At 71.0% G+C, this 19,506-nt stretch carries 18 protein-coding genes and 1 riboswitch; of the genes, 7 read left to right on the plus strand and 11 right to left on the minus strand.

The annotated features are described in order from the left end of the window. Nucleotides 1-72: 72 nt before the first annotated feature. Nucleotides 73-1,515: an XRE family transcriptional regulator gene (locus C6C15_RS05110; protein WP_105949446.1), complete on the minus strand. Its 1,443-nt coding sequence runs from the start codon at nucleotides 1,513-1,515 to the stop codon at nucleotides 73-75. A gap of 109 nt (nucleotides 1,516-1,624) precedes the next feature. On the opposite strand from C6C15_RS05110, the gene C6C15_RS05115 reads away from it, so the two are divergent. Further along, complete coding sequence (locus C6C15_RS05115; protein ID WP_199787691.1) at nucleotides 1,625-3,487, plus strand: phosphoenolpyruvate carboxykinase (GTP); 1,863 nt, start codon at nucleotides 1,625-1,627, stop codon at nucleotides 3,485-3,487. Between the two features lie 269 nt (nucleotides 3,488-3,756). Here C6C15_RS05115 and C6C15_RS05120 read toward each other — a convergent pair whose 3' ends face one another. Next, nucleotides 3,757-5,643, minus strand: coding sequence for an ABC transporter ATP-binding protein (locus tag C6C15_RS05120; protein ID WP_060923461.1), 1,887 nt, complete (start codon nucleotides 5,641-5,643; stop codon nucleotides 3,757-3,759). 76 nt (nucleotides 5,644-5,719) lie between these two features. After that, nucleotides 5,720-5,926, minus strand: coding sequence for a transcriptional regulator (locus tag C6C15_RS05125; RefSeq protein ID WP_105949447.1), 207 nt, complete (start codon nucleotides 5,924-5,926; stop codon nucleotides 5,720-5,722). 119 nt (nucleotides 5,927-6,045) lie between these two features. On the opposite strand from C6C15_RS05125, the gene C6C15_RS05130 reads away from it, so the two are divergent. Genes C6C15_RS05130 through C6C15_RS05140 form a run of 3 tightly spaced genes read left to right on the plus strand, consistent with a single transcriptional unit; the run spans nucleotide 6,046 to nucleotide 7,346 of the window. Beyond that, nucleotides 6,046-6,291: a FitA-like ribbon-helix-helix domain-containing protein gene (locus tag C6C15_RS05130; RefSeq protein WP_136050761.1), complete on the plus strand. Its 246-nt coding sequence runs from the start codon at nucleotides 6,046-6,048 to the stop codon at nucleotides 6,289-6,291. Continuing rightward, nucleotides 6,288-6,674, plus strand: a complete 387-nt coding sequence (locus C6C15_RS05135) for a type II toxin-antitoxin system VapC family toxin (RefSeq protein WP_158698520.1) — start codon at nucleotides 6,288-6,290, stop codon at nucleotides 6,672-6,674. Before C6C15_RS05130 ends, C6C15_RS05135 begins: the two co-directional genes overlap by 4 nt. A 51-nt stretch (nucleotides 6,675-6,725) precedes the next feature. Beyond that, on the plus strand, nucleotides 6,726-7,346 hold the full coding sequence (locus C6C15_RS05140; RefSeq protein WP_234024220.1) for an HAD family hydrolase: 621 nt from the start codon (nucleotides 6,726-6,728) through the stop codon (nucleotides 7,344-7,346). A 67-nt stretch (nucleotides 7,347-7,413) separates the two neighbouring features. On the opposite strand, the gene C6C15_RS05145 is transcribed toward C6C15_RS05140, so the two are convergent. Further along, nucleotides 7,414-8,874 carry an MFS transporter gene (locus C6C15_RS05145; RefSeq protein WP_060923458.1) on the minus strand — a complete coding sequence of 487 codons (1,461 nt, stop codon included), beginning with the start codon at nucleotides 8,872-8,874 and terminating at the stop codon, nucleotides 7,414-7,416. A gap of 145 nt (nucleotides 8,875-9,019) precedes the next feature. On the opposite strand from C6C15_RS05145, the gene C6C15_RS05150 reads away from it, so the two are divergent. Together C6C15_RS05150 and C6C15_RS05155 are read left to right on the plus strand one after the other, a co-directional pair. Beyond that, the gene (locus C6C15_RS05150; protein WP_105949450.1) at nucleotides 9,020-9,517 is read left to right on the plus strand and encodes a metallophosphoesterase family protein; all 498 of its coding nucleotides are present in this window, start codon (nucleotides 9,020-9,022) and stop codon (nucleotides 9,515-9,517) included. Continuing rightward, nucleotides 9,514-10,017, plus strand: coding sequence for a GAF domain-containing protein (locus C6C15_RS05155; protein ID WP_105949451.1), 504 nt, complete (start codon nucleotides 9,514-9,516; stop codon nucleotides 10,015-10,017). Before C6C15_RS05150 ends, C6C15_RS05155 begins: the two co-directional genes overlap by 4 nt. A gap of 8 nt (nucleotides 10,018-10,025) precedes the next feature. Here C6C15_RS05155 and C6C15_RS05160 read toward each other — a convergent pair whose 3' ends face one another. The 7 genes from C6C15_RS05160 to C6C15_RS05190 form a co-directional block, all read right to left on the minus strand. After that, complete coding sequence (locus C6C15_RS05160; RefSeq protein ID WP_025103902.1) at nucleotides 10,026-10,385, minus strand: hypothetical protein; 360 nt, start codon at nucleotides 10,383-10,385, stop codon at nucleotides 10,026-10,028. A gap of 85 nt (nucleotides 10,386-10,470) precedes the next feature. After that, nucleotides 10,471-10,944 carry a 6,7-dimethyl-8-ribityllumazine synthase gene (gene ribH, locus C6C15_RS05165; RefSeq protein ID WP_105949452.1) on the minus strand — a complete coding sequence of 158 codons (474 nt, stop codon included), beginning with the start codon at nucleotides 10,942-10,944 and terminating at the stop codon, nucleotides 10,471-10,473. After that, entirely contained in the window at nucleotides 10,941-12,209 is a 1,269-nt protein-coding gene (gene ribA / locus C6C15_RS05170; protein ID WP_025103904.1) for a GTP cyclohydrolase II, read from the minus strand. Before ribA ends, ribH begins: the two co-directional genes overlap by 4 nt. Beyond that, nucleotides 12,206-12,919: a riboflavin synthase gene (locus C6C15_RS05175; RefSeq protein ID WP_105949453.1), complete on the minus strand. Its 714-nt coding sequence runs from the start codon at nucleotides 12,917-12,919 to the stop codon at nucleotides 12,206-12,208. Before C6C15_RS05175 ends, ribA begins: the two co-directional genes overlap by 4 nt. Further along, the gene (ribD, locus tag C6C15_RS05180; protein WP_105949454.1) at nucleotides 12,919-13,974 is read right to left on the minus strand and encodes a bifunctional diaminohydroxyphosphoribosylaminopyrimidine deaminase/5-amino-6-(5-phosphoribosylamino)uracil reductase RibD; all 1,056 of its coding nucleotides are present in this window, start codon (nucleotides 13,972-13,974) and stop codon (nucleotides 12,919-12,921) included. The genes C6C15_RS05175 and ribD overlap by 1 nt, the downstream gene beginning before the upstream one ends. Before the next feature lie 64 nt (nucleotides 13,975-14,038). Continuing rightward, nucleotides 14,039-14,183, minus strand: a riboswitch (FMN riboswitch). A gap of 67 nt (nucleotides 14,184-14,250) precedes the next feature. Next, on the minus strand, nucleotides 14,251-15,114 hold the full coding sequence (locus C6C15_RS05185) for an Fpg/Nei family DNA glycosylase (RefSeq protein WP_105949455.1): 864 nt from the start codon (nucleotides 15,112-15,114) through the stop codon (nucleotides 14,251-14,253). Nucleotides 15,115-15,164: 50 nt separating this feature from the next. Then, nucleotides 15,165-15,728: a GNAT family N-acetyltransferase gene (locus C6C15_RS05190; protein ID WP_105949456.1), complete on the minus strand. Its 564-nt coding sequence runs from the start codon at nucleotides 15,726-15,728 to the stop codon at nucleotides 15,165-15,167. Nucleotides 15,729-15,871: 143 nt separating this feature from the next. Here C6C15_RS05190 and mfd point away from each other — a divergent pair, with 143 nt between their 5' ends. Next, complete coding sequence (mfd, locus tag C6C15_RS05195; RefSeq protein ID WP_199787692.1) at nucleotides 15,872-19,438, plus strand: transcription-repair coupling factor; 3,567 nt, start codon at nucleotides 15,872-15,874, stop codon at nucleotides 19,436-19,438. Nucleotides 19,439-19,506: the final 68 nt, after the last annotated feature.

Genomic DNA, 19,506 nt, shown 5'->3' on the forward strand with positions numbered 1-19,506 from the left:
CCCTTCCGCGCGTCCCGGCCCCTTACGGCCGCGCGTAACGGGCCGGGGTGGACGCAAGGGGGTGGGTCGACGTCACTCGCTGGCGTGGCGACCGAGGAAGTTGTAGACCTCGTTGTCGTCCACGCCGGGGAACATGCCGCGGGGGAGCGGCGAGAACATGTGGGTGTGCACGCGGGCGCTCGGCCACGCCCGACCCTTCCAGCGCTCAGTGAGCTCGGCCGACGGGCGACGGCAGCACGCCTCGTCGGGGCAGGTCGACACGGCCCTGTCGTTCGTCTCGCGTCCCCGCCACCACCGGGCGTCGTCGAACGGCACGCCGACCGTGACGGAGAACTCGCCCTCGCTCGACGACCCGGTCTGCGTGGAGCACCAGAACGTGCCGGACGGGGTGTCCGTGTACTGGTGGTGCTCGACGGTGCGGTTCTGCTCCGTGAAGGCGGAGCGGGCCTGGAACTTCCGGCACACCCGCTGTCCCTCCACCGCTCCCGTCACGTCCATCGGCAGCGGCAGGTCGTCGTTCTCGTAGACGCGCGTGATGGCTCCGGTCGAGTCGACGCGCAGGAAGTGCAGCGACATGCCGAGGTGCTGCGTGAGCAGGTTGGTCATGCGCATACCGGCGGCCTCGTGCGTCACGCCGAACCCGTCGCGGAAGTCCTCCACCGCGAGGTTGCGGTCCTTCTTCGCCTGCTGCAGGAAGGCCACCGCGGCGGTCTCCGGCATCAGGCAGCACGCGGCGAAGTAGTTGATCTCCAGGCGCTGCTGCAGGAAGTCGGCGTAGTCGGTCGGCGGCGTGTGCCCGAGCAGGCGGTGCGCCATGGCCTGCAGCGCCATGGACCGCAGGCCGTGTCCGCCGGGGATGGACGCCGGGGGCAGGTAGATGCGGCCGTTCTCGAGGTCGGTGACCGAGCGCGTCGAGTGCGGCAGATCGTTGACGTAGATGAGCTCGAAGCCGAGCTTCTCAGCCATGATGCTCACGGTGCGGTGGGTCAGGGCGCCCTGCGAATGGCCGGCCGCCTTGAGCTGCTTCTCCGCGAGCTTCTCGATGTCCGGGAGGTAGTTGTTCTGCGCGCGCATCCGCAGGCGCAGCTCCGTGTTGGCGCGACGGGCCTCCTCAGGGGTCGCGATGGCCTCGCGCTCGCGGCGCTGCAGCTCGCGGTGCAGCCCGAGGATGGACTCGATGGTCTCGTCGCTCATGCCCTTCGTGACCCGGACGGGCGACACCCCGAGTTGACGGAAGACCGGACTCTCCTGCGCCCGCTCCAGCTCGATCTCCAGGGCCGCGCGTCGGTTCGGCGGCTCGCCGGAGATGAGGTCGGTCACCTCCGTGCCGGTGGCCTGCGCGATCGCCTGGAGGAGGGAGAGCTTGGGCTCGCGCTTGCCGTTCTCGATGAGGCTGAGCTGGGAGCCGGCGACCCCGACGACGGCTCCCAGCTCGTCGAGCGTGTAGCCCTTCTCCAGGCGGCGGTGCCGGATGCGGTGGCCGAGGGTCGTGAGGTGGATGCCGGAGGACGCCATAGTTTGAGTCTAGCGAAAGAAGCGTGATTCTTATCGCTCGATTTGGCCGAAAGTCCGCGCCGAGGGCGAAGAAGATGGAAGCAACGCCCCACACTTCGAAGGAGCAGTCATGGCCATGGCCGAAGTCCTCACCCCTCGCACGTCCCCTGTCGCCCCGACGCGCACGTTCGGCACCGCCCCCTCCTACGACACCCCTGCGATGGCGGAACTCGTGGCCTGGGTCGAAGAGATCCGCGCGCTCACGCAGCCGGACGCCGTGCACTGGGTGGACGGCTCGCGCGCTGAGAACGACTGGCTGCTGCGCGGACTCGTCGACGAGGGCAAGCTCATCAAGCTGAACCCCGAGTGGCGTCCCGGCTCGTACCTGGCGCGCTCGCACCCCAGCGACGTCGCCCGTACCGAGGCCCGCACCTTCATCGCCTCGGAGCGCGAGGAGGACGCCGGCCCCACCAACAACTGGGCCGACCCCGCCGAGATGCACACGAAGATGGACGAGATCTTCGAGGGCTCGATGCGCGGTCGCACGATGTACGTCGTGCCGTTCTCGATGGGTCGCGTCGGCGGCCCCCTCTCGCACATCGGCGTGCAGATCACCGACAGCGCCTACGCGGTCGCGTCGATCGGCATCATGACCCGCGTGGGCGACGAGGTCACCCGCCAGATCGCCGAGGGCGCGCCCTGGGTCAAGACCGTGCACTCCGTCGGCGCTCCGCTGGAGCCGGGCGAGCCGGACGTCGAGTGGCCCTGCAACGACGACAAGTACATCGTGCATTTCCCCGAGACGCTCGAGGTGTACTCGTACGGATCGGGCTACGGCGGCAACGCGATCCTCGCAAAGAAGTGCTTCGCGCTGCGCATCGCGTCGGTGATCGCCCGGGACGAGGGCTGGCTCGCCGAGCACATGCTCCTCATCCGCGTGATCGATCCGCAGGGCAAGGCGTACCACGTGGCCGCCGCGTTCCCGTCGGCCTGCGGCAAGACCAACCTCGCGATGCTGCGTCCGACGATCCCGGGCTGGAAGGTCGAGACCCTCGGCGACGACATCGCCTGGATCCGCCCCGGCGAGGACGGACGACTCTGGGCGATCAACCCGGAGGCCGGCTTCTTCGGCGTCGCGCCCGGCACCGGAGAGTCGACCAACGTCACCGCGGTCGAGACGCTGTGGGGCAACACGATCTTCACCAACGTCGCGCTCCGTCCCGATGGTGACGTGTGGTGGGAGGGCCTGACCGACGAGGCGCCTGCGAACCTGATCGACTGGGAGGGCAACGACTGGACGCCCGACTCCGGTCGTCCCGCGGCGCACCCCAACTCGCGCTTCACCGTGTCGGCGGCCCAGTGCCCGCAGATCTCCGAGGACTGGGAGGAGGCCGTGCCGCTCGACGTCATCCTGTTCGGCGGACGCCGCGCGAGCAACGTGCCGCTCGTCGTCGAGGCCACCGACTGGACCCACGGCGTGTTCCTGGGCTCGAACATCTCCTCCGAGCGCACGGCGGCGGCCGAGGGCACGGTCGGCGAGCTGCGCCGCGACCCCTTCGCGATGCTGCCGTTCTGCGGCTACAACATGGCCGACTACTTCGGTCACTGGCTGAAGGTCGGCAGCGGCCTGCGCTTCGACCGTGCACCGCGCATCTTCCAGGTGAACTGGTTCCGTCGCGGAGCGGACGGCCGGTTCCTCTGGCCCGGGTTCGGCGACAACTCCCGCGTCGTCGACTGGATCATCCGCCGGGTGGCCGGTGACGTGCCGGCGGTGGACAGCCCCATCGGACGCCTGCCGCGCGTGGAGGACCTCAACCTCGACGGGCTCGACATCCCCGCGGAAGACCTCGACGAGCTCTTCTCGGTCGACCCCGAGGCGTGGAAGGCCGAGGCCGACCTCACGGAGGAGTTCTACGACACCTTCGGCGACCGGGTGCCCGCGGCCCTCCGCACGGAGCTCGCGTCGCTGCGCTACCGCCTCGCGAAGGCGTAGCCCCCAGACCGGTGCCGGTTCGGGGGAGCCGGCACCCTCGGCCTCCGGGTCGAGACAGACCCGCGAAGGCGGGGCATCAGAGACGAACCCATGGCTGAGTGGTCTCCGACGCCCCGCCTTCGTGGCACCCACTTCCGCCGAGACCCCGGTTTCGCGTCGAGACCCCGCCCCGCATACGTGCGGAAGGCGGGGTCTCGGCGGAAACGCGGGGTCTCAGCGGCGGACAGGGGGTAGGGGGAGGGGAGTAGGGGGGGAGGGGGGAGAGGGGGTCAGGCGAGGAGCTGGTGGCGGGCGAGGTCGCGATAGAGCGGGGTCGACTCCACGAGCTCGGCGTGCGTGCCCTGTCCGACGACCACGCCGTCCTGCAGCACCACGATGAGGTCGCTGTCGACGACGGTGGACAGACGGTGCGCGATCACGACGAGCGTGCGGTCGGTGGCGACCGCGTCGATGGCCTCGCGCATGCGCTGCTCGTTCACGCCGTCGAGCGACGAGGTCGACTCGTCCAGCAGGAGGATCGGGGCGTCCGTGAGGAGTGCCCGGGCGATCGCGAGCCGCTGCCGTTCGCCCCCGGAGAGCATCACGCCGTCCTCGCCGACCGGAGCGTCGACCCCGAGGGGGTTCCGCTCCAGCACGTCGCCGAGGTTCACGGCGCGGAGCACGCGCTCGCAGTCCGCATCGGTGGCGCCGGGGGAAGCGAGACGCAGGTTCTCGGCGAGGGTGCCGGCGAGGGTGGGGGCGTCCTGCTCGACGTAGCCGAAGTGCGCGCGCAGCTCGTCGCGCGCGTAGGTGCGGGTGTCGTGTCCCTTCAGGCGGATGGAGCCGCCCGTCGGGTCGTAGAAGCGCTCGATGAGGGAGAGGATGGTGCTCTTCCCCGCCCCGCTGGGACCGACCAGCGCCACCCGTGCCCCGCGCGGGACCGCGAACGACACCCCGCGGAGCACCTCGTGGTCCTGCGGGTCGACGGCGGCCTCGGTCTGCTCCAGGTGCGCATCGGCGAGCAGGGTCTGCGCCTCCCTCGCGGCGGCACGGCGGGCGGCGACGACGTTCTCCGGGTAGCGGAACCGCACGTCGCGGAACTCCAGGGCGGGGGCGTCCGCACCGGGCTCCTCGTCACGGGGCAGTGCGGCGGCGGTGGCGGCGTCGTCCTGGGTCTCGGTGGGCAGGTCGAGGACCTCCTGGATGCGGCCGAGCGCGCCGAGGGCCTGGTTGACGGAGGTGATCGCGCCGAACGTCGAGGCGAGGGGCATCACCAGCAGGAAGAGGAACATCACGAACGAGATGAGGGCCGCGATCGAGATGGCTCCGGCGGCGACGCGGAAGCCGCCGACGCCGAGCACGACGAGGAGGGAGAGCTGGAGGGCGATGCCGGCGACCGGCACCACGAGCGAGGAGATCTTCGCGATCCGCACGCCGATGCCATAGGCCTCAGAGGCCCGCTCCGTCACCGCCGCGGTCTCCCGCTCGGTCGCGCCCGAGGCCCGGATGGTGCGGATGGACCCGACGGCCCGCTCGACGCCCGAGGCCAGCTCGCCGACCTTCTCCTGCTGGGCGGTGGACGCCGTGCGGATCCGGCCGCTGAGGGCGACGACGACCACGACGGAGACGCCGATCACCACGACGATGAGCAGCAGCAGCACGGGGTCGATGAGCAGCATCGCGATCAGCGCCCCGGCGAAGAGGACGACGTTGCCGACCGCGTCGGCGAGCCCCTGCGTGAGGACGGCATAGAGGAGCGTGGTGTCGGTGCCCACACGGGAGACGAGGTCGCCGGTGCGCCGTGCGTCGAACTCGGACGTCGGCAGGTGAAGGATGCGGGCGATGAGCTTGCGGCGGCTGGAGTAGACGACCGCGGTGCCGGTGCGCTGCAGCAGGTAGTGCTGGAACCCCGAGATGATCGACGACACGATCACGAAACCGACGAGCAGCCACACGAGCACGCCGATCGTGCCGTCGGATTGCACGGCCTCGATGACCTGGCCCACGAGGAGGGGCTGCACGAGCGAGGTCGCGGCGCCGAACACGCTGAGGACGGCGACGACGACGAGGGTGCGCTTGTGCTCGAAGAGGAAGGGGAGGAGCTGGCGGAAGGTGGCGCGGGGCCCGTCGGCCGGTGCGCCCCGTCCGCGTCGGCGTGCTGTCGCCGTGCGGGACATGGGGGACCTCGATCTGGAGATGGTACTTCGACCGTACTCGGGGGACGGCCGTTTCCTATGGGGCGGCTGTATGGGCTCAGGTGCGCCCGAAGCGCCGATGTGCCGCCTGTTTGGTGACGCCGAGGGCGCTCGCGATCGCCTGCCACGAGTAGCCGCTCGTGCGGGCGCGACGGACCTGGGACTCTTCGGCGCGCGCGAGCTCCTTGCGCAACGCGGCCAGGCGGTGAAGCTCGGCGAGGGGTCCGCCGCCCTCGGCCGCGGCGATGGTGGTCGGTTGAGACATGGGGACCTCCTTCGCGTCAATATTCGTTGACGCGGCGGGCCCGCGTCAAGAAGTGTTGACGAGCACGTTGTCCACAGCACGGCCTTGCCCGCATGTGGAGCGCATGCGATGCTGACAGGATGGCTCGCATGCTGCAAGTGAGGAACCTGCCGGATGAGGTTCACGCTCGGCTCAAAGAGCGTGCCGCGGCGGAACGCATGAGCCTGTCGGACTACGTCGCGCGCGAGCTGGAGGACCTCGTCCGGTACCGCAGCAATGCGGAAGTCCTGGAGGCATCGCGGGCACGGGCGCGCGCCGCCGGTGTCTCCCTGACGCGCGAGAGCATCCTCGCCGCCCGTGATCGTGAACGGGACGGGCGCAGGTGAGCGTGTCGTCCGAGGCGGTCGTGCTCGACGCCTCGGCGGCGATCGAGGCCCTGCTCGGCGAGGAGGTCTGGACGCACGGCGAGGAGTTCCATGCACACGCGGGTCTCGACATCGAGGTCCTGTCCGTGCTGCGCCGGCTCACGATGCGGTCGTCGATGCCGGCACACGCTGCCCGCGAGGCCCTCGATGCGTTCGGGGCGTTGCAGATCACCCGCCATCCGCTGCGTCGTCTCATCCCACGGATCTGGTCGCTGCGCGAGGACGTCTCCGCGTACGACGCCGGTTATGTCGCGCTCGCCGAGGCCCTCGACGTCCCTCTGCTCACGGCCGATCACCGGCTGGCGAAGACGGCGGCCCGGTACTGCGACGTCGTGGTGCTGTGAGCACCCGGCCAGGCGAGAACACCCCACCCGCTCCGAGACTAGGGTGAGCGGATGCCGGAGAAGTGGATACTGTTCGACGTCGGCGGCGTGCTCGAGGTCGTCGACGATGACGCCTGGCAGGACCAGTGGTGGGCGCGCTGGTGCCGTGAGGCTGACATCACGCCCCAGGAAGCGGATGAGCGCCTGGCGGCTGCGGCACTCCCGAGGATCGACCTCGAAGCGGGAGTGGCTGAGGCGTTCTGGGAGGGACTCGGGGCGGTGCTGCGTCTCGACAGTGACCGCCAGGCGCAGATGCGTGCGGAGTTCTGGGATTCCTACTGCGGTCATGCCGACTCGGAGCTGATCGCGCACGCCGCGACGCTGCGGGGAAGGGCGAGGGTGGCGATCCTCTCGAACTCGGCGGATGGCGCGCGCGAGGAGGAGGAACGGCGCTACGGGTTCTCTGCGGTGTTCGATCCCATCTGTTACAGCCACGAGCTGGGAGTGGCGAAACCCGACGCCCGGGCGTACCGCAGCGCGCTCCAACGGATGGATGCGGCCCCGGAGGATGTCCTCTTCATCGATGACCACGTGGAGGCCGTCCGCGGCGCCCGTGAGATCGGAATGTCAGCGCTCCTCCACCGGAGCACCCCGCAGACCGTAGCCGCGATCGAGCAGTTCCTCCGGGCCTGAGCGCACCATGACAGCGAACGGCGCCCGTGTCCGAGGACACGGGCGCCGTTCGTCGTTCGGTCGGCCTCTAGAGCTCGACGGCGGAGGCGAGGCCGAGGTCGTCCTCGTAGTCGTGGTCCTTCGTCTCCGGGGTGAAGATGAGTGCGATGAAGGTCAGCACCGCCATCGACGAGAGGTACAGCCCCACGAGCCAGGGCTCGCCGCCGACGGCCGCCCACAAGGCCACCGCGATGAACGGCGCCACGGCCGCACCGAGGATCGACGACACGTTGTACGCGATCGCCGAGCCCGAGTAGCGAACGTTCGTCGGGAAGAGCTCCGGCAGGAGGGCGCCCATCGGGCCGAACGTCGTACCCATGAGCATGAAGCCGAACACGAGGAAGGCCTGGGTGAGAGCGCCGGTGAACTTCGGGTCCGCCTGCGGGAGCAGGAAGATGTTGAACGACAGGCCGAAGACGACGATGAGTCCGGTGACCCACAGCAGCAGCTTGCGGCGCCCGATGGCGTCGGCGATCGGCCCGGACAGCAGCGTGAAGATGCCGAAGAACACGACGCCGATGATCTGCATGAGCACGAAGTCCGTGTAGCCGAAGCCGAGGCCCGGATAGAACTGCGCTGCGAACGCGCTCGGGTCGAAGTCCTTTCCCGTCGCCTCCGCGGCAGCACGGGCGGCGGCCGAGGCGGTCTCCAGGTCGGCGGCCTTCGTGCCGTAGGTGAGCGTGAAGTTCGTCATCAGGTAGAACAGCACGTACGTCGCCAGCATGATGAACGTGCCGAGGATGAGCTGCTTCCAGTGGTGCCGGAACACGGTCGCGAGCGGGAGCTTGCGGATGGCCCCGGTCTTCTCCGCCTTCTTGAACGTGTCCGACTCGACGAGACGGAGCCGCACCCACAGGCCGATGATGACCATGACGGCGGAGAACAGGAACGGCACGCGCCAGCCCCAGGAGAGGAAGGCCTCGGACTTCAGCGCCGGGTCCTCGGGGTGGGGGAGCGCGAAGTTGATGGCGAGGAAGATGCCGTTCGCGATGATGAACCCGAGCGGCGCGCCGAGCTGCGGGAACGAGCCGTACCAGGCGCGCTTGCCCTTCGGGGCGTTCTCGGTGGCCACCAGCGCCGCGCCCGACCACTCGCCGCCCAGCGCGAAGCCCTGAGCGAGACGGAGGATCAGCAGGAGCAGCGGGGCGACCCAGCCGATCTGCTGGAAGGTGGGCAGGAGACCGATCACGAAGGTCGCGATGCCCATGGTGAGGAGCGATGCGACGAGGGTGGCCTTGCGCCCGAACTTGTCGCCGAAGTGACCGAAGACGACGGCGCCGATCGGGCGGGCGACCATCGCCGCGCCGAAGACGGCGAACGACGACAGCAGCGACGCGGTGTCGTTCGTGCTGGGGAAGAAGAGCGTGGGGAAGACGAGCACGGCTGCCGTCGCATAGACGTAGAAGTCGTAGAACTCGATGGTGGTGCCGACGAGGCTCGCGGTGATGACGCGCGAGCGGGGGTTCGCGGGGGTGGTGGCGGTGCTCAAGGGGTCTCCGATCCTCCGCCGGTATACCAGCGGACTCGGGCGAGTCTACGCCTTCCTGGGAGTTCGCTGGACGTTCATGACGGGACGGTGCCGAGCGCGTCTGTGCCGCCGCGTAGAGTCGGGGGAGACCGGCCGGAGGGGGACCATGACCACGCGGATGCTGCTCCTCGCCGACACGCACGTCCCGAAGCGCGCGAAGCGGCTGCCGGACGCGGTGCTCCGGGCGATCGACGAGGCCGACGTCGTCGTGCACGCGGGGGACTGGGTCGATCTCGCCACCGTCGAGCTGCTCCAGGCCCGCGCGCGCGTGCTCCACGGCGTGCACGGCAACAACGACGGCCCCGAGATCCGCCGGGTGCTGCCGGAGATCGCGCGGTTCACCGTGGAGGACACCGCCGTCGCCGTCATCCACGAGACGGGCGCCGCGACGGGGCGGGAGAAGCGGATGGATCTGGCCTTCCCTGACACCGACCTGCTGGTCTTCGGGCACTCGCACATCCCGTGGGACACCGTGACGCCGAACGGACTGCGGCTGCTCAACCCGGGCTCTCCCACCGACCGGCGCCGGCAGCCGGTGCACACGATGATGCACGTCGTCGTCGACGGACGCGATGTCGAGGCGACCCTGGTGCCGGTCCGATGACCGACGACGGAGCCGATGTCCCGATCGCCTACCGGGCACCGATGCGCTCCCGCGACGACGCCGTCGCCCCGGGGGTCGCCGTCGAGCGCGCGCTCGCCGGAGGTGTGTGCGGCATGGGCGGGCGGCTCGACAGCCCGCCTCGCTCACTGACCACGGCGCTCGCGGCCGTCGACGCCCGTCATGGCGAGCGGGCGGCGCGGCGGCTGGAGCGCTTCGCGGCGCTTCCGACGGGAACCCTCGTCTGGACGCGGGACGTCGACGGGTACTTCTGGCTCGGGACGCTGACGGGGCCGTGGCGCTACGACGAGGATCCGGCGGCGGTGGCGGCAGACCTCGTGCACGTGCGCGACTGCACCTGGACGTCGACCCCGGTGGCGCCCCCCGATGTCCCGCCGGGCGTCACGGCCACGTTCGCCCGCGGGGGACGCAACGGCCAGCGCATCCGCACGGCCGGGGTCGGGGAGCAGTCAGCCGCACTCTGGGAGCGCAGCCTCCGCTGATCCGCGCCTCAGCGCCAGATCGCGGCGATGGCCGCGTTGACCGCGGTGAGGATGCCCACGAGCCAGAAGACCGCGGGCGGCACCACCTGGTCGCGCTTCTGGCGCGCCGTGCCGATCCCGAGCAGGGCGCCGATGGCGAGGAGGATGACGAGCTTCGTGCCGATCTTGGCGTAGTTCATCTCGACGCCCTCGGGAAGGCCCCACGGGGCGGCGAGGGCGAGGCCGGCGACTGCGGCGATCGTCATGCCGATGGTCATCAGACGCGTGAACACCCGCTTGCCGCCGAACGCCTGCGCCGCCCAGGCCCCGAAGAGCACGGCGAAGCCGATGAGGTGGACGAAGAGCACGATGTGGCGCAGGGTCTCCATGCCCTCACCGTACGAGAGTGCGGTGTTCCGCGCCACCAAGGCACGCCTGACCTCGCGCCCGCGATCGGGCGCGAGGCGAAGGGAGTCAGCCGCGCAGCTCGCGGATCACGAGGGCGGTGCGCAGTGCGGCGTCCGCGGCCTCCGCGCCCTTGTCCTCCTTCGAGCCCTGCAGGCCCGCGCGGTCCAGCCCCTGCTTCTCGTCGTCGAGCGTGAGCAGCCCGAACCCGACCGGCTTGCCGGCATCGAGGGAGACGCGGGTGAGTCCGTCGGTCGCCGCCGCCGAGACGTACTCGAAGTGCGGCGTGCCGCCACGGATGATGACCCCGAGGGCGACCACCGCGTCCGCACCGCCGGCGAAGGCGGCCTGTGCGGCCACGGCGAGCTCGAACGAACCGGGCACTCGCACGAGCCGATGCGTCGCCCCCGCCTCGTCGAGCACCCGCTGGGCGCCGGCGATCAGGCCGTTCGAGATCACCTCATGCCAGGTGCCGGCGATCACGACGATCTCCAGCCCCCGCCCGTCGATGTTCCCCGTCTTCGGTGCTCCGGCGCCGCTCATTCCTCGTCCTTTCCTGCCGCGAGGGCCTCGGCGAGCTCTGCTTCGCCGATGATGTGGCCCATGCGGTCGCGCTTGGTCTCCAGGTACTGGTGGTTGTTCGGGCCCACGCCCACGATCAGCGGCACCTGCTCGACGACGTCGAGGCCGAGCTCGCGCAGCTTGTTCACCTTGTCGGTGTTGTTGGTGAGCAGCCGGACCTTCGAGACGCCCAGGTCGGTGAGGATCCCGGCCGCCGCGGCGTAGTCGCGGGCGTCCGCCGGGAGCCCCAGTGCCAGGTTCGCGTCGACGGTGTCCAGGCCGTCCTCCTGCAGGCTGTAGGCCCGCAGCTTGTTGATGAGCCCGATGCCGCGCCCCTCGTGCCCCCGCATGTAGATGACGATCCCGCCCTCGCGGTCGATCGCGTCCAGCGCGGCATCGAGCTGCGGCCCGCACTCGCACTTCTGGGAGCCGAACGCCTCGCCGGTGAGGCACTCGGAGTGCACGCGCACGAGGGCGGTCTCGGTCGGCTCGCCTGACACGACCGCGATGTGGTCGGTGCCGGTGACGCGGTCCTTGTAGGCAAGGAAGCGGAACGTGCCGTGGTCGGTGGGCACGGTGGCGTCGGCACGGAGGCTCACGCGGCGTCCGCGCTGGGCGGCCGGTGTGGCTCCGTCTGGGTCGATCTCGTTGAGGTGCGCGATGAGCTGCTCGATCGTGATGACCGGCACGCCGTCGCGGGCGCCCAGTTCGAGAAGCCCGGGAAGCCGCATCATGCTGCCGTCCTCGGCGACGACCTCCGCGATCGCGCCGACGGGCCGGAGGCCGGCGAGCTTCATGAGCTCGACCGCGGCCTCGGTGTGACCGCTGCGCTCGCGCACACCGCCGTCGACGGCCCGGAGCGGCAGCACGTGGCCGGGACGGATGATGCTCGTCGCCGTCGAGGACGGATCGGCGAGGACGTTGAGGGTGTGCGCGCGGTCGCTCGCGCTGATCCCCGTCGTCACCCCTTCCGCGGCGTCGACGCTCACGGTGTAGGCGGTGGAGCGGGCGTCTTCACTGGCCGCGACCATCGGCGGGAGGTTGAGGCTGTCCGCGAGGTCGGTGGGCATCGGCGCGCAGATGAAGCCGGACGACCAGCGCACCGTCCACGCCACCCATTCGGGGGTGGCGAGCTCGGCGGAGAGGACGACGTCCCCCTCGTTCTCGCGGTTCTCGTCGTCGGCCACGAGCACGGGCCGGCCGGCGCGCAGCGCCTCCAGGGCTTCGGGGATGGTTGCCAGGCTCATCGCGAGCCCCCTTCCGGTGCGGCGCGGAAGGCGAGCAGCCGCTCGACGTGCCGCGCGAGGATGTCGGTCTCGAGGTTCACGCGGTCGCCGACCGCGCGGGTGCCGAGGGTGGTCGCCGCCAGGGTCTCCGGGATGAGCGACACCTCGAACCAGTGCCCGCCCCGGGTCCCCGCGCCCTCCTGGGTCCCTGAGCCCTCCCGGGTCCCCGCGCCCTCCTGGGTCCCTGAGCCTGTCGAAGGGGTCGAAGGGTCCGAAGGGCTCACCGCGCTCACCGTCAGGGAGGTGCCGTCGACCGAGATGGAGCCCTTGTCGACGACGAGTGGCGCGAGGTCGTCCGGAAGGCTGATGCGGAGCACGCTCCACTGCGCGCCCGGGCGCACCTCGAGCACGACACCGGTGCCGTCGACGTGGCCCTGCACGATGTGCCCGCCGAGCCGGGCGCCCACGGGCATCGCCTTCTCGATGTTGACCCTGGTCCCGACGGTCGCCGTGCCGAGGGCCGCGACGTCGAGCGTCTGCTTCATGACGTCGGCGTCGAAGGTCTCGGCGGTGGAGCCGACGACGGTCAGGCAGACGCCGGAGACCGCGATCGACTCCCCGTGCACGGCGTCGGCGGCCGCCTTCGGGGCGCGGACGGTGAGCCGCCAGCCGTCGCCCGACTCGGCGATGGCGGTGACCTCGCCGATCTCCTCGATGATTCCGGTGAACATCAGAGGCTTCCCTTCTCCGGGCCGGTGTGGTCCGGGTCGTCCGCGTCCGCAGGATGCGCGATCGCGAGCAGGTCTACGCCCAACGGCAGCCATTCGTCCACGACGAGGCGGCGCGCCTCGTCGATCGAGCGGACGCCGATGTCGGACACGGCCAGGCGGCTCCCGCCCAGGAGGACCGGGGCGACGTAGGCGAGCACACGGTCCGCGAGTCCGGCGGCGAGGAACGCGCTGGCGAGCGTCGGGCCGCCTTCCACGAACAGTGTCTGGATGCCGCGCGCGTGCAGCGCGGCGAGGACGGCCGACAGGTCGTGCGTGTCGAAGAACACCGGCGTGTGCGGATGACGGTGCACCGCCGCATCCGCAGGGGTGGGCCGCGCGCCGATCACGACCGGGACGGGCTGATGCGGAAGGAGCTCGTCCCCGGCGCGGGCGGTGAGCGCGGGGTCGTCGGCGAGCACGGTGCCGGTGCCGACCGCGATGGCGTCGGCCTCGGCGCGTCGTCGGTGCACATCGGCACGCGCCTCGGGACCGGTGATCCACTGGCTGGTGCCGTCGTCCGCCGCAGCCCTGCCATCGAGGCTCTGCGCCCACTTCACGGTGACGTGCGGACGGCCGCGCCGCGCCGCGAAGAGCCAGTCGCCGATCAGCGTGCGCGCCTCCGCGGCCCGTTCGCCGGACTCGACGCTCACGCCCGCGGCGCGCAGCCGCTCCGCGCCGCCGCCGGAGACCTCACCCGGGTCGTCGAGGGCGTAGACGACCCGTGCCACCCCGGCCTCGATGAGCGCGAGCGCGCAGGGACCGGTGCGACCGGTGTGGTTGCAGGGTTCGAGGGTGACGACCGCGGTCGCGCCGCGTGCGGCGCCGGGGGCGAGCTTCGACAGCGCGTCGACCTCGGCGTGCGGAGTGCCGGAGCCCCGGTGCCAGCCCTCGGCCAGCACCTCGCCGTCGGGGGAGAGGAGCACGGCGCCCACCTGCGGGTTGACTCCGCGGGGGCCACGGGTCGCGAGGGCGAGCGCGCGATCCATCGCGCGGCGCTCTGTCGCGGTCACTGCCATCCGTCGTCCTCTCTGCGGCCTCGGGGTCGCTGCAGGGTGGCGGAACGGACGCACGCGCGTGCGCCTCGTGCTGCCTCCCTTCCGGACTAGCGAGGTGTCCCTCGCATCACCGTCGGTTCCGGAATTCCACCGGATCGGCATCCCGATCACTCGGAACGCTCGCGGACTGTCACCGCCGGTTCGGATTCCCACCGACCCCGGAGCACGTTGCTGCTCTGAGTGTACTCAACGCGTCCGCGCCCGTTTCATTCCGTGGCAGGGGCCGTTCCCGGCTTCTCACTTGAGCAGGCGGGAGAGCCGCCGGTCGGCGAGCACCTTGCCGCCGGTCTGACAGGTGGGGCAGTACTCCAGGGAGCGGTCGGCGAAGAAGACGCTGCGCACCCCATCGCCGCAGACCGGACACGCCTCGCCCCGGCGGGCGTGCACCCGCATGCCGCGGCGCTTGGCGTCCTTGAGATCAGCCGGAGGTTTGCCCGCGGCGGCCGCGACGGCCTCGGCGAGGGTCTCCTGCATCGCCGCGAACAGGCGGTCGATCTCGGCGTCGTCCAGCGTGCCGGCGATCGCGTACGGCGACATGCGGGCCGCGTGCAGGATCTCGTCCGAGTAGGCGTTGCCGATGCCCGCGATCACGCCCTGGTCGCGCAGCAGACCCTTGATCTGCATCCGTCGGTCGTCCAGCAGTGCGGCGAAGGCGTCGCGGGTGAAGGACGGATCGAGCGGGTCGGGGCCGAGCCGGGCGATGCCGGGCACCTCGGCGGGGTCGCGGACCACGTACAGGGCCAGCGACTTCTTCGTCCCGGCCTCGGTCAGGTCGAAGCCGCTGCCGTCGTCGAGGGCGATCCGCAGCGCGATGGGCGACTTGCCCGGCTTGAGGAGCGTGGTCGGCAGGGTGTCGTACCAGCGCAGCCATCCGGCCTTCGCCAGGTGGAAGACGAGGTGCAGCTCGGACCCGCAGGAGAGCACCACGAACTTGCCGCGGCGCTCCGCCCCGGTGATCGCCGCGCCTTCCAGTGCCGAGATCGGCGGGTCGTAGGTCTTCAGCGCGGCGATCGCGGCCACGGAGGCACGGGTGATCGTGCGTCCGGTGGTGCGCTCGCCGAGGAACGCGACGAGTCCTTCGACCTCCGGCATCTCAGGCATGCAGCCATCCTGTCACCGGGGTCCGACGCTGTCACGCGTGGGACGTGCGGTCAGAGCATCGGCCACTCGACCGGCGTCCGGTCGTCGTCGCGCAGCAGCCCGGCGAGCCAGCCGTCGTCCCGTCCGCGCTGGCTGGTGAGTCCCTGACGCATGGTGCCCTCGAAGCGGAAGCCGAGGGCGCGGGCGGCGCGGGCGGAGGGGACGTTGCCCACGACGGCCTGCCAGCGGATGCGGGCGAGGCCGAGCTCCGCGAAGCCCCAGTCGAGCACGGCCCGCGCGGCCTCGACGAGGTAGCCGCGGCCGCGGGCGTCCGCGACGACCCAGTAGCCGAGCTCGGCATGGCCCCCGGCCGGATGCTCCCCGATGTGGTGGAGTCCGACCATGCCCACGAGGACGTCGTCGGCGTAGACACCCCAGACGGTCTGCGAGCCGTCCTCCCACCACTGCTCGACGAGGGCGACGAAGTCCTCCGCGTCCTGCCGGAAGTAGGGGGAGGGCACCGTCGTCCACCGCGCGATCTCGGGGTCCTGGCACGCCTCGGTGATCGCGTCGACATCCGCCTCCGTCGGGGCGTGGAGGACGAGTCGTGCGGTGGTGAGGGTGACCCGAAGCATCCCTCCAGCCTAAAACGCTCGACCCGGCCCCTTCGGTTCGCCCCGGCCCCTTCCGCGCGTCCGTAACGGGGTGGGAGGCACGGAAAGGGGTGGGATGCAGGGAAGCCGACCGCAGTGTCCGTGGGCGCGATTAGGCTTGTCCGGTGACTGTTCCGGGGATTCTGCGCGCCTTGGAAGAGGCGTCTCTGTATCGTGACGCTCTCGCCTGGGCGCACACCGACGCCGACCTCGGCCTGGTCGACGGGCTCGACGCGCCCGTGCTCGCCGGTCTGCTCGCCAAGCGTGCGGCGGCCGGCCACCCGGCGGCGCTGCTGGCCGTGGTGCCCACGGGGCGCCGGGCGGAATCGGTCGCGCAGGCCCTGGAGACGTACGTCCCGGACGCCGAGGTGCTCACCTTCCCCGCCTGGGAGACGCTGCCGCACGAGCGCCTCAGCCCCAGCCCGGACACGGTCGGCCTGCGACTGCAGACCCTGCGCCGCATCGCCGAATGGTCAGGGGAGCGTCCCCTCGTGGTCGTGGCCTCGGTGCGCGCCGCGCTCCAGCCCATCGCCGGGAACCTCGGCGACATCGTGCCACTGGAGCTGGCGGTGGGCAGCCGCGGCAATGAGCTCGACCACGTCGCCGAGCAGCTCGTCGAACGGGCATACTCCCGCGTCGACATGGTGTCGCGACGGGGCGAGTTCGCCGTCCGCGGCGGCATCCTCGACGTCTTCCCGCCCACGTCCGAGCACCCGTACCGCGTGGAGTTCTTCGGCGACGAGATCGATCAGATCCGCGCGTTCTCCGTGGCGGACCAGCGTTCCCTCCCGGGCGACGTGCCGCGCGTCGACCTGCCGCCCAGCCGCGAGCTCCTGCTCACGGCCGAGGTGCGGGAGCGCGCCAGGGCGCTCATCGGGGGCTTCCCGGCCATCAGCGGCATGCTCGAGAAGATGGCCGAGGGCATCCCGGTCGAGGGCATGGAGTCGCTGCTGCCCGCGGTCGCCTACCCCCTCAAGTCGCTCGTCGAGTATCTGCCCGAAGGCAGTGCCACCGCCGTCATCGACCCGGAGCGCTCGACCGCCCGCGCCCTCACCCTCGGCGAGACGAACCGCGAGTTCCTCGACGCCGCCTGGAGCGCGGCGACCTCCGGTGCCTCGGCCCCCATCGACCTCGGCGCCGGCGACTTCCTCACCATCGCCGACCTGCGCGAGGTCGTCCGCGACCGCGGTGGCGTCTGGTGGCGGCTGAGTCCGTTCGGGATCGGCGATGCGACAGCGGAGAGCGTCGAGGCGGCCACCGTCATCCCGTCGTTCCACGGCAACGTCGACGGCGCCATCGCCTTCGTCGACGCGAAGGTCGCCGACGGCTGGCGCGTGGTCGTCCTCGCGACCGGTCACGGCCTCGTCGACCGCGCCCGCGACGTGCTCTCCGACCGCGGCATCGCGGCGCGGGTCGTCGAGACCATCGCGGACGCGCCGGACCCGGGGGTCGCGACGCTCACCGTGGGCGGCGTCGAGGCCGGCTTCCAGGTGCCGGAGGCGAAGCTCGCCGTCCTCACCGACAACGAGTTCTACGGCCGCACCATCGGCGGCGACCAGCGCGTCGTCAAGAAGCTCGCCTCCCGTCGGAAGAACGTCGTCGATCCGCTGCAGCTCAAGCAGGGCGACTTCGTCGTGCATGCCACGCACGGCATCGGCCGCTTCGTCGAGATGACCCAGCGCGAGGTCTCCACCGGGGGCCGCAACGCCGCGAAGTCCGTCCGCGACTACCTCGTGCTGGAGTATGCGCCGTCGAAGCGCGGCTACCCCGGCGACAAGCTGTTCGTCCCCACCGACCAGCTCGATCTCCTGTCGAAGTACGTCGGCGGCGAGGCCCCGACGCTGTCGAAGATGGGCGGCAGCGATTGGGCGCAGGCCAAGGGCAAGGCGCGCAAGGCGGTCCGCGACATCGCCGTCGAGCTCGTCAAGCTCTACTCCGCCCGGATGAGCGCCAAGGGGTACGCCTTCGGCCCGGACACCCCCTGGCAGCGCGAGCTGGAGGAGGCGTTCCCGTTCGCGGAGACCCAGGACCAGCTGCAGACCATCGACGAGATCAAGGCCGACATGGAGCGGCCCATCCCGATGGATCGGCTGCTCTCCGGCGACGTCGGCTTCGGCAAGACCGAGGTCGCGGTCCGCGCGGCTTTCAAGGCGATCCAGGACGGCAAGCAGGTGGCGATGCTCGTCCCGACCACCCTGCTCGTCAAGCAGCACCTCGAGACGTTCACGGAGCGCTTCGCCGGGTTCCCGGTCAAGGTGCGGCCGCTGTCGCGGTTCCAGACCGACAAGGAGGCGCGGCTCACGCTGCAGGGCCTGCTCGACGGCTCGGTGGACATGGTGATCGGCACGCACCGCATCCTCACGGAGCAGGTGCTGTTCAAGGATCTCGGCCTCATGATCATCGACGAGGAGCAGCGCTTCGGCGTCGAGCACAAGGACGCGCTGAAGAAGATGAAGACCAACGTCGACATCCTCGCCATGAGCGCCACCCCGATCCCGCGCACGCTGGAGATGGCGGTCACCGGCATCCGCGAGATGTCGACGCTCGCCACGCCCCCGGAGGACCGGCACCCGATCCTCTCGTTCGTCGGACCCCGCAGCGACAAGCAGATCGCCGCCGCCATCCGCCGCGAGATCCTCCGCGAGGGGCAGGTCTTCTTCGTGCACAACCGCGTGCAGTCGATCCAGCGGGTCGCGGCCGAGCTCGCCGAGCTGGTCCCGGAGGCGCGGATCGCCGTGGCGCACGGGCAGATGGGGGAGCACGCGCTGGAGCAGGTCGTCGACGACTTCTGGGAGCGCAAGTTCGACGTCCTCGTCTCGACCACGATCATCGAGACCGGCCTCGACATCTCCAACGCGAACACGATCATCATCGACCGCGCCGACAAGTACGGGCTGAGCCAGCTGCACCAGCTCCGCGGACGCGTGGGCCGCGGACGCGAGCGCGCCTACGCGTACTTCCTCTACGACGACATGAAGCCGCTGAGCGAGACCGCGGCCGATCGGCTGCAGACCATCGCGGTCAACAACGACCTCGGCTCCGGAATGCAGGTCGCCCTCAAGGACCTCGAGCTGCGCGGTGCCGGAAACCTCCTCGGCGCCGAGCAGGCCGGGCACATCGCCGGAGTCGGCTTCGACCTGTATCTGCGCATGATCGGCGAGGCCGTCGCGACCTTCCGCGGCGAGGAGGTCGAGACCGGACAGGAGCTCCGCCTCGAGCTGCCGCTCGACGCCCGCATCCCCGAGGACTACATCGACAGCGAGCGCCTCCGGCTCGAGGCGTACCAGAAGCTCTCCGCCGCCTCGGCCGCGACCGCGAAGGACGACGCCATCGACCTCGTGGTGGAGGAGCTCGTCGACCGGTACGGCACGCCGCCGGAGGAGGTCACCGGACTCGTGTCGATCGCGCGACTGCGGCGCCGGGCGGCCAGGGCCGGGCTCACCGACGTCGTGGCCATGGGGTCGAACCTGCGCCTCGCGCCCGCCCGCCTCGAGGACTCCATCAAGGTCCGGCTGCAGCGGCTGTATCCGAAGGCGAAGCTCGTCTCCGGCGGGGAGGCGCTGGTCGTGCCGATGCCCACGGTGCCCGCGGCGGTCGGCGTGGGCGTGGAGCCGCTTCCCGACGCGGAGCTGCTCGCCTGGGTCGACCAGCTGTTCACCGCCATCTTCCCCGAGCCCGCCAAGCCCGAGTGACCCGGCCCTCGGCGGTGGCGTCCGCCTCCGCCGTGCACAACTCCGGAGTCGGCGTACGACACGCCGTC

Origin of the sequence: Microbacterium sp. str. 'China' (genome assembly GCF_002993305.1) — a bacterium.
GTDB classification, from domain to species: Bacteria; Actinomycetota; Actinomycetes; order Actinomycetales; family Microbacteriaceae; genus Microbacterium; species Microbacterium paraoxydans.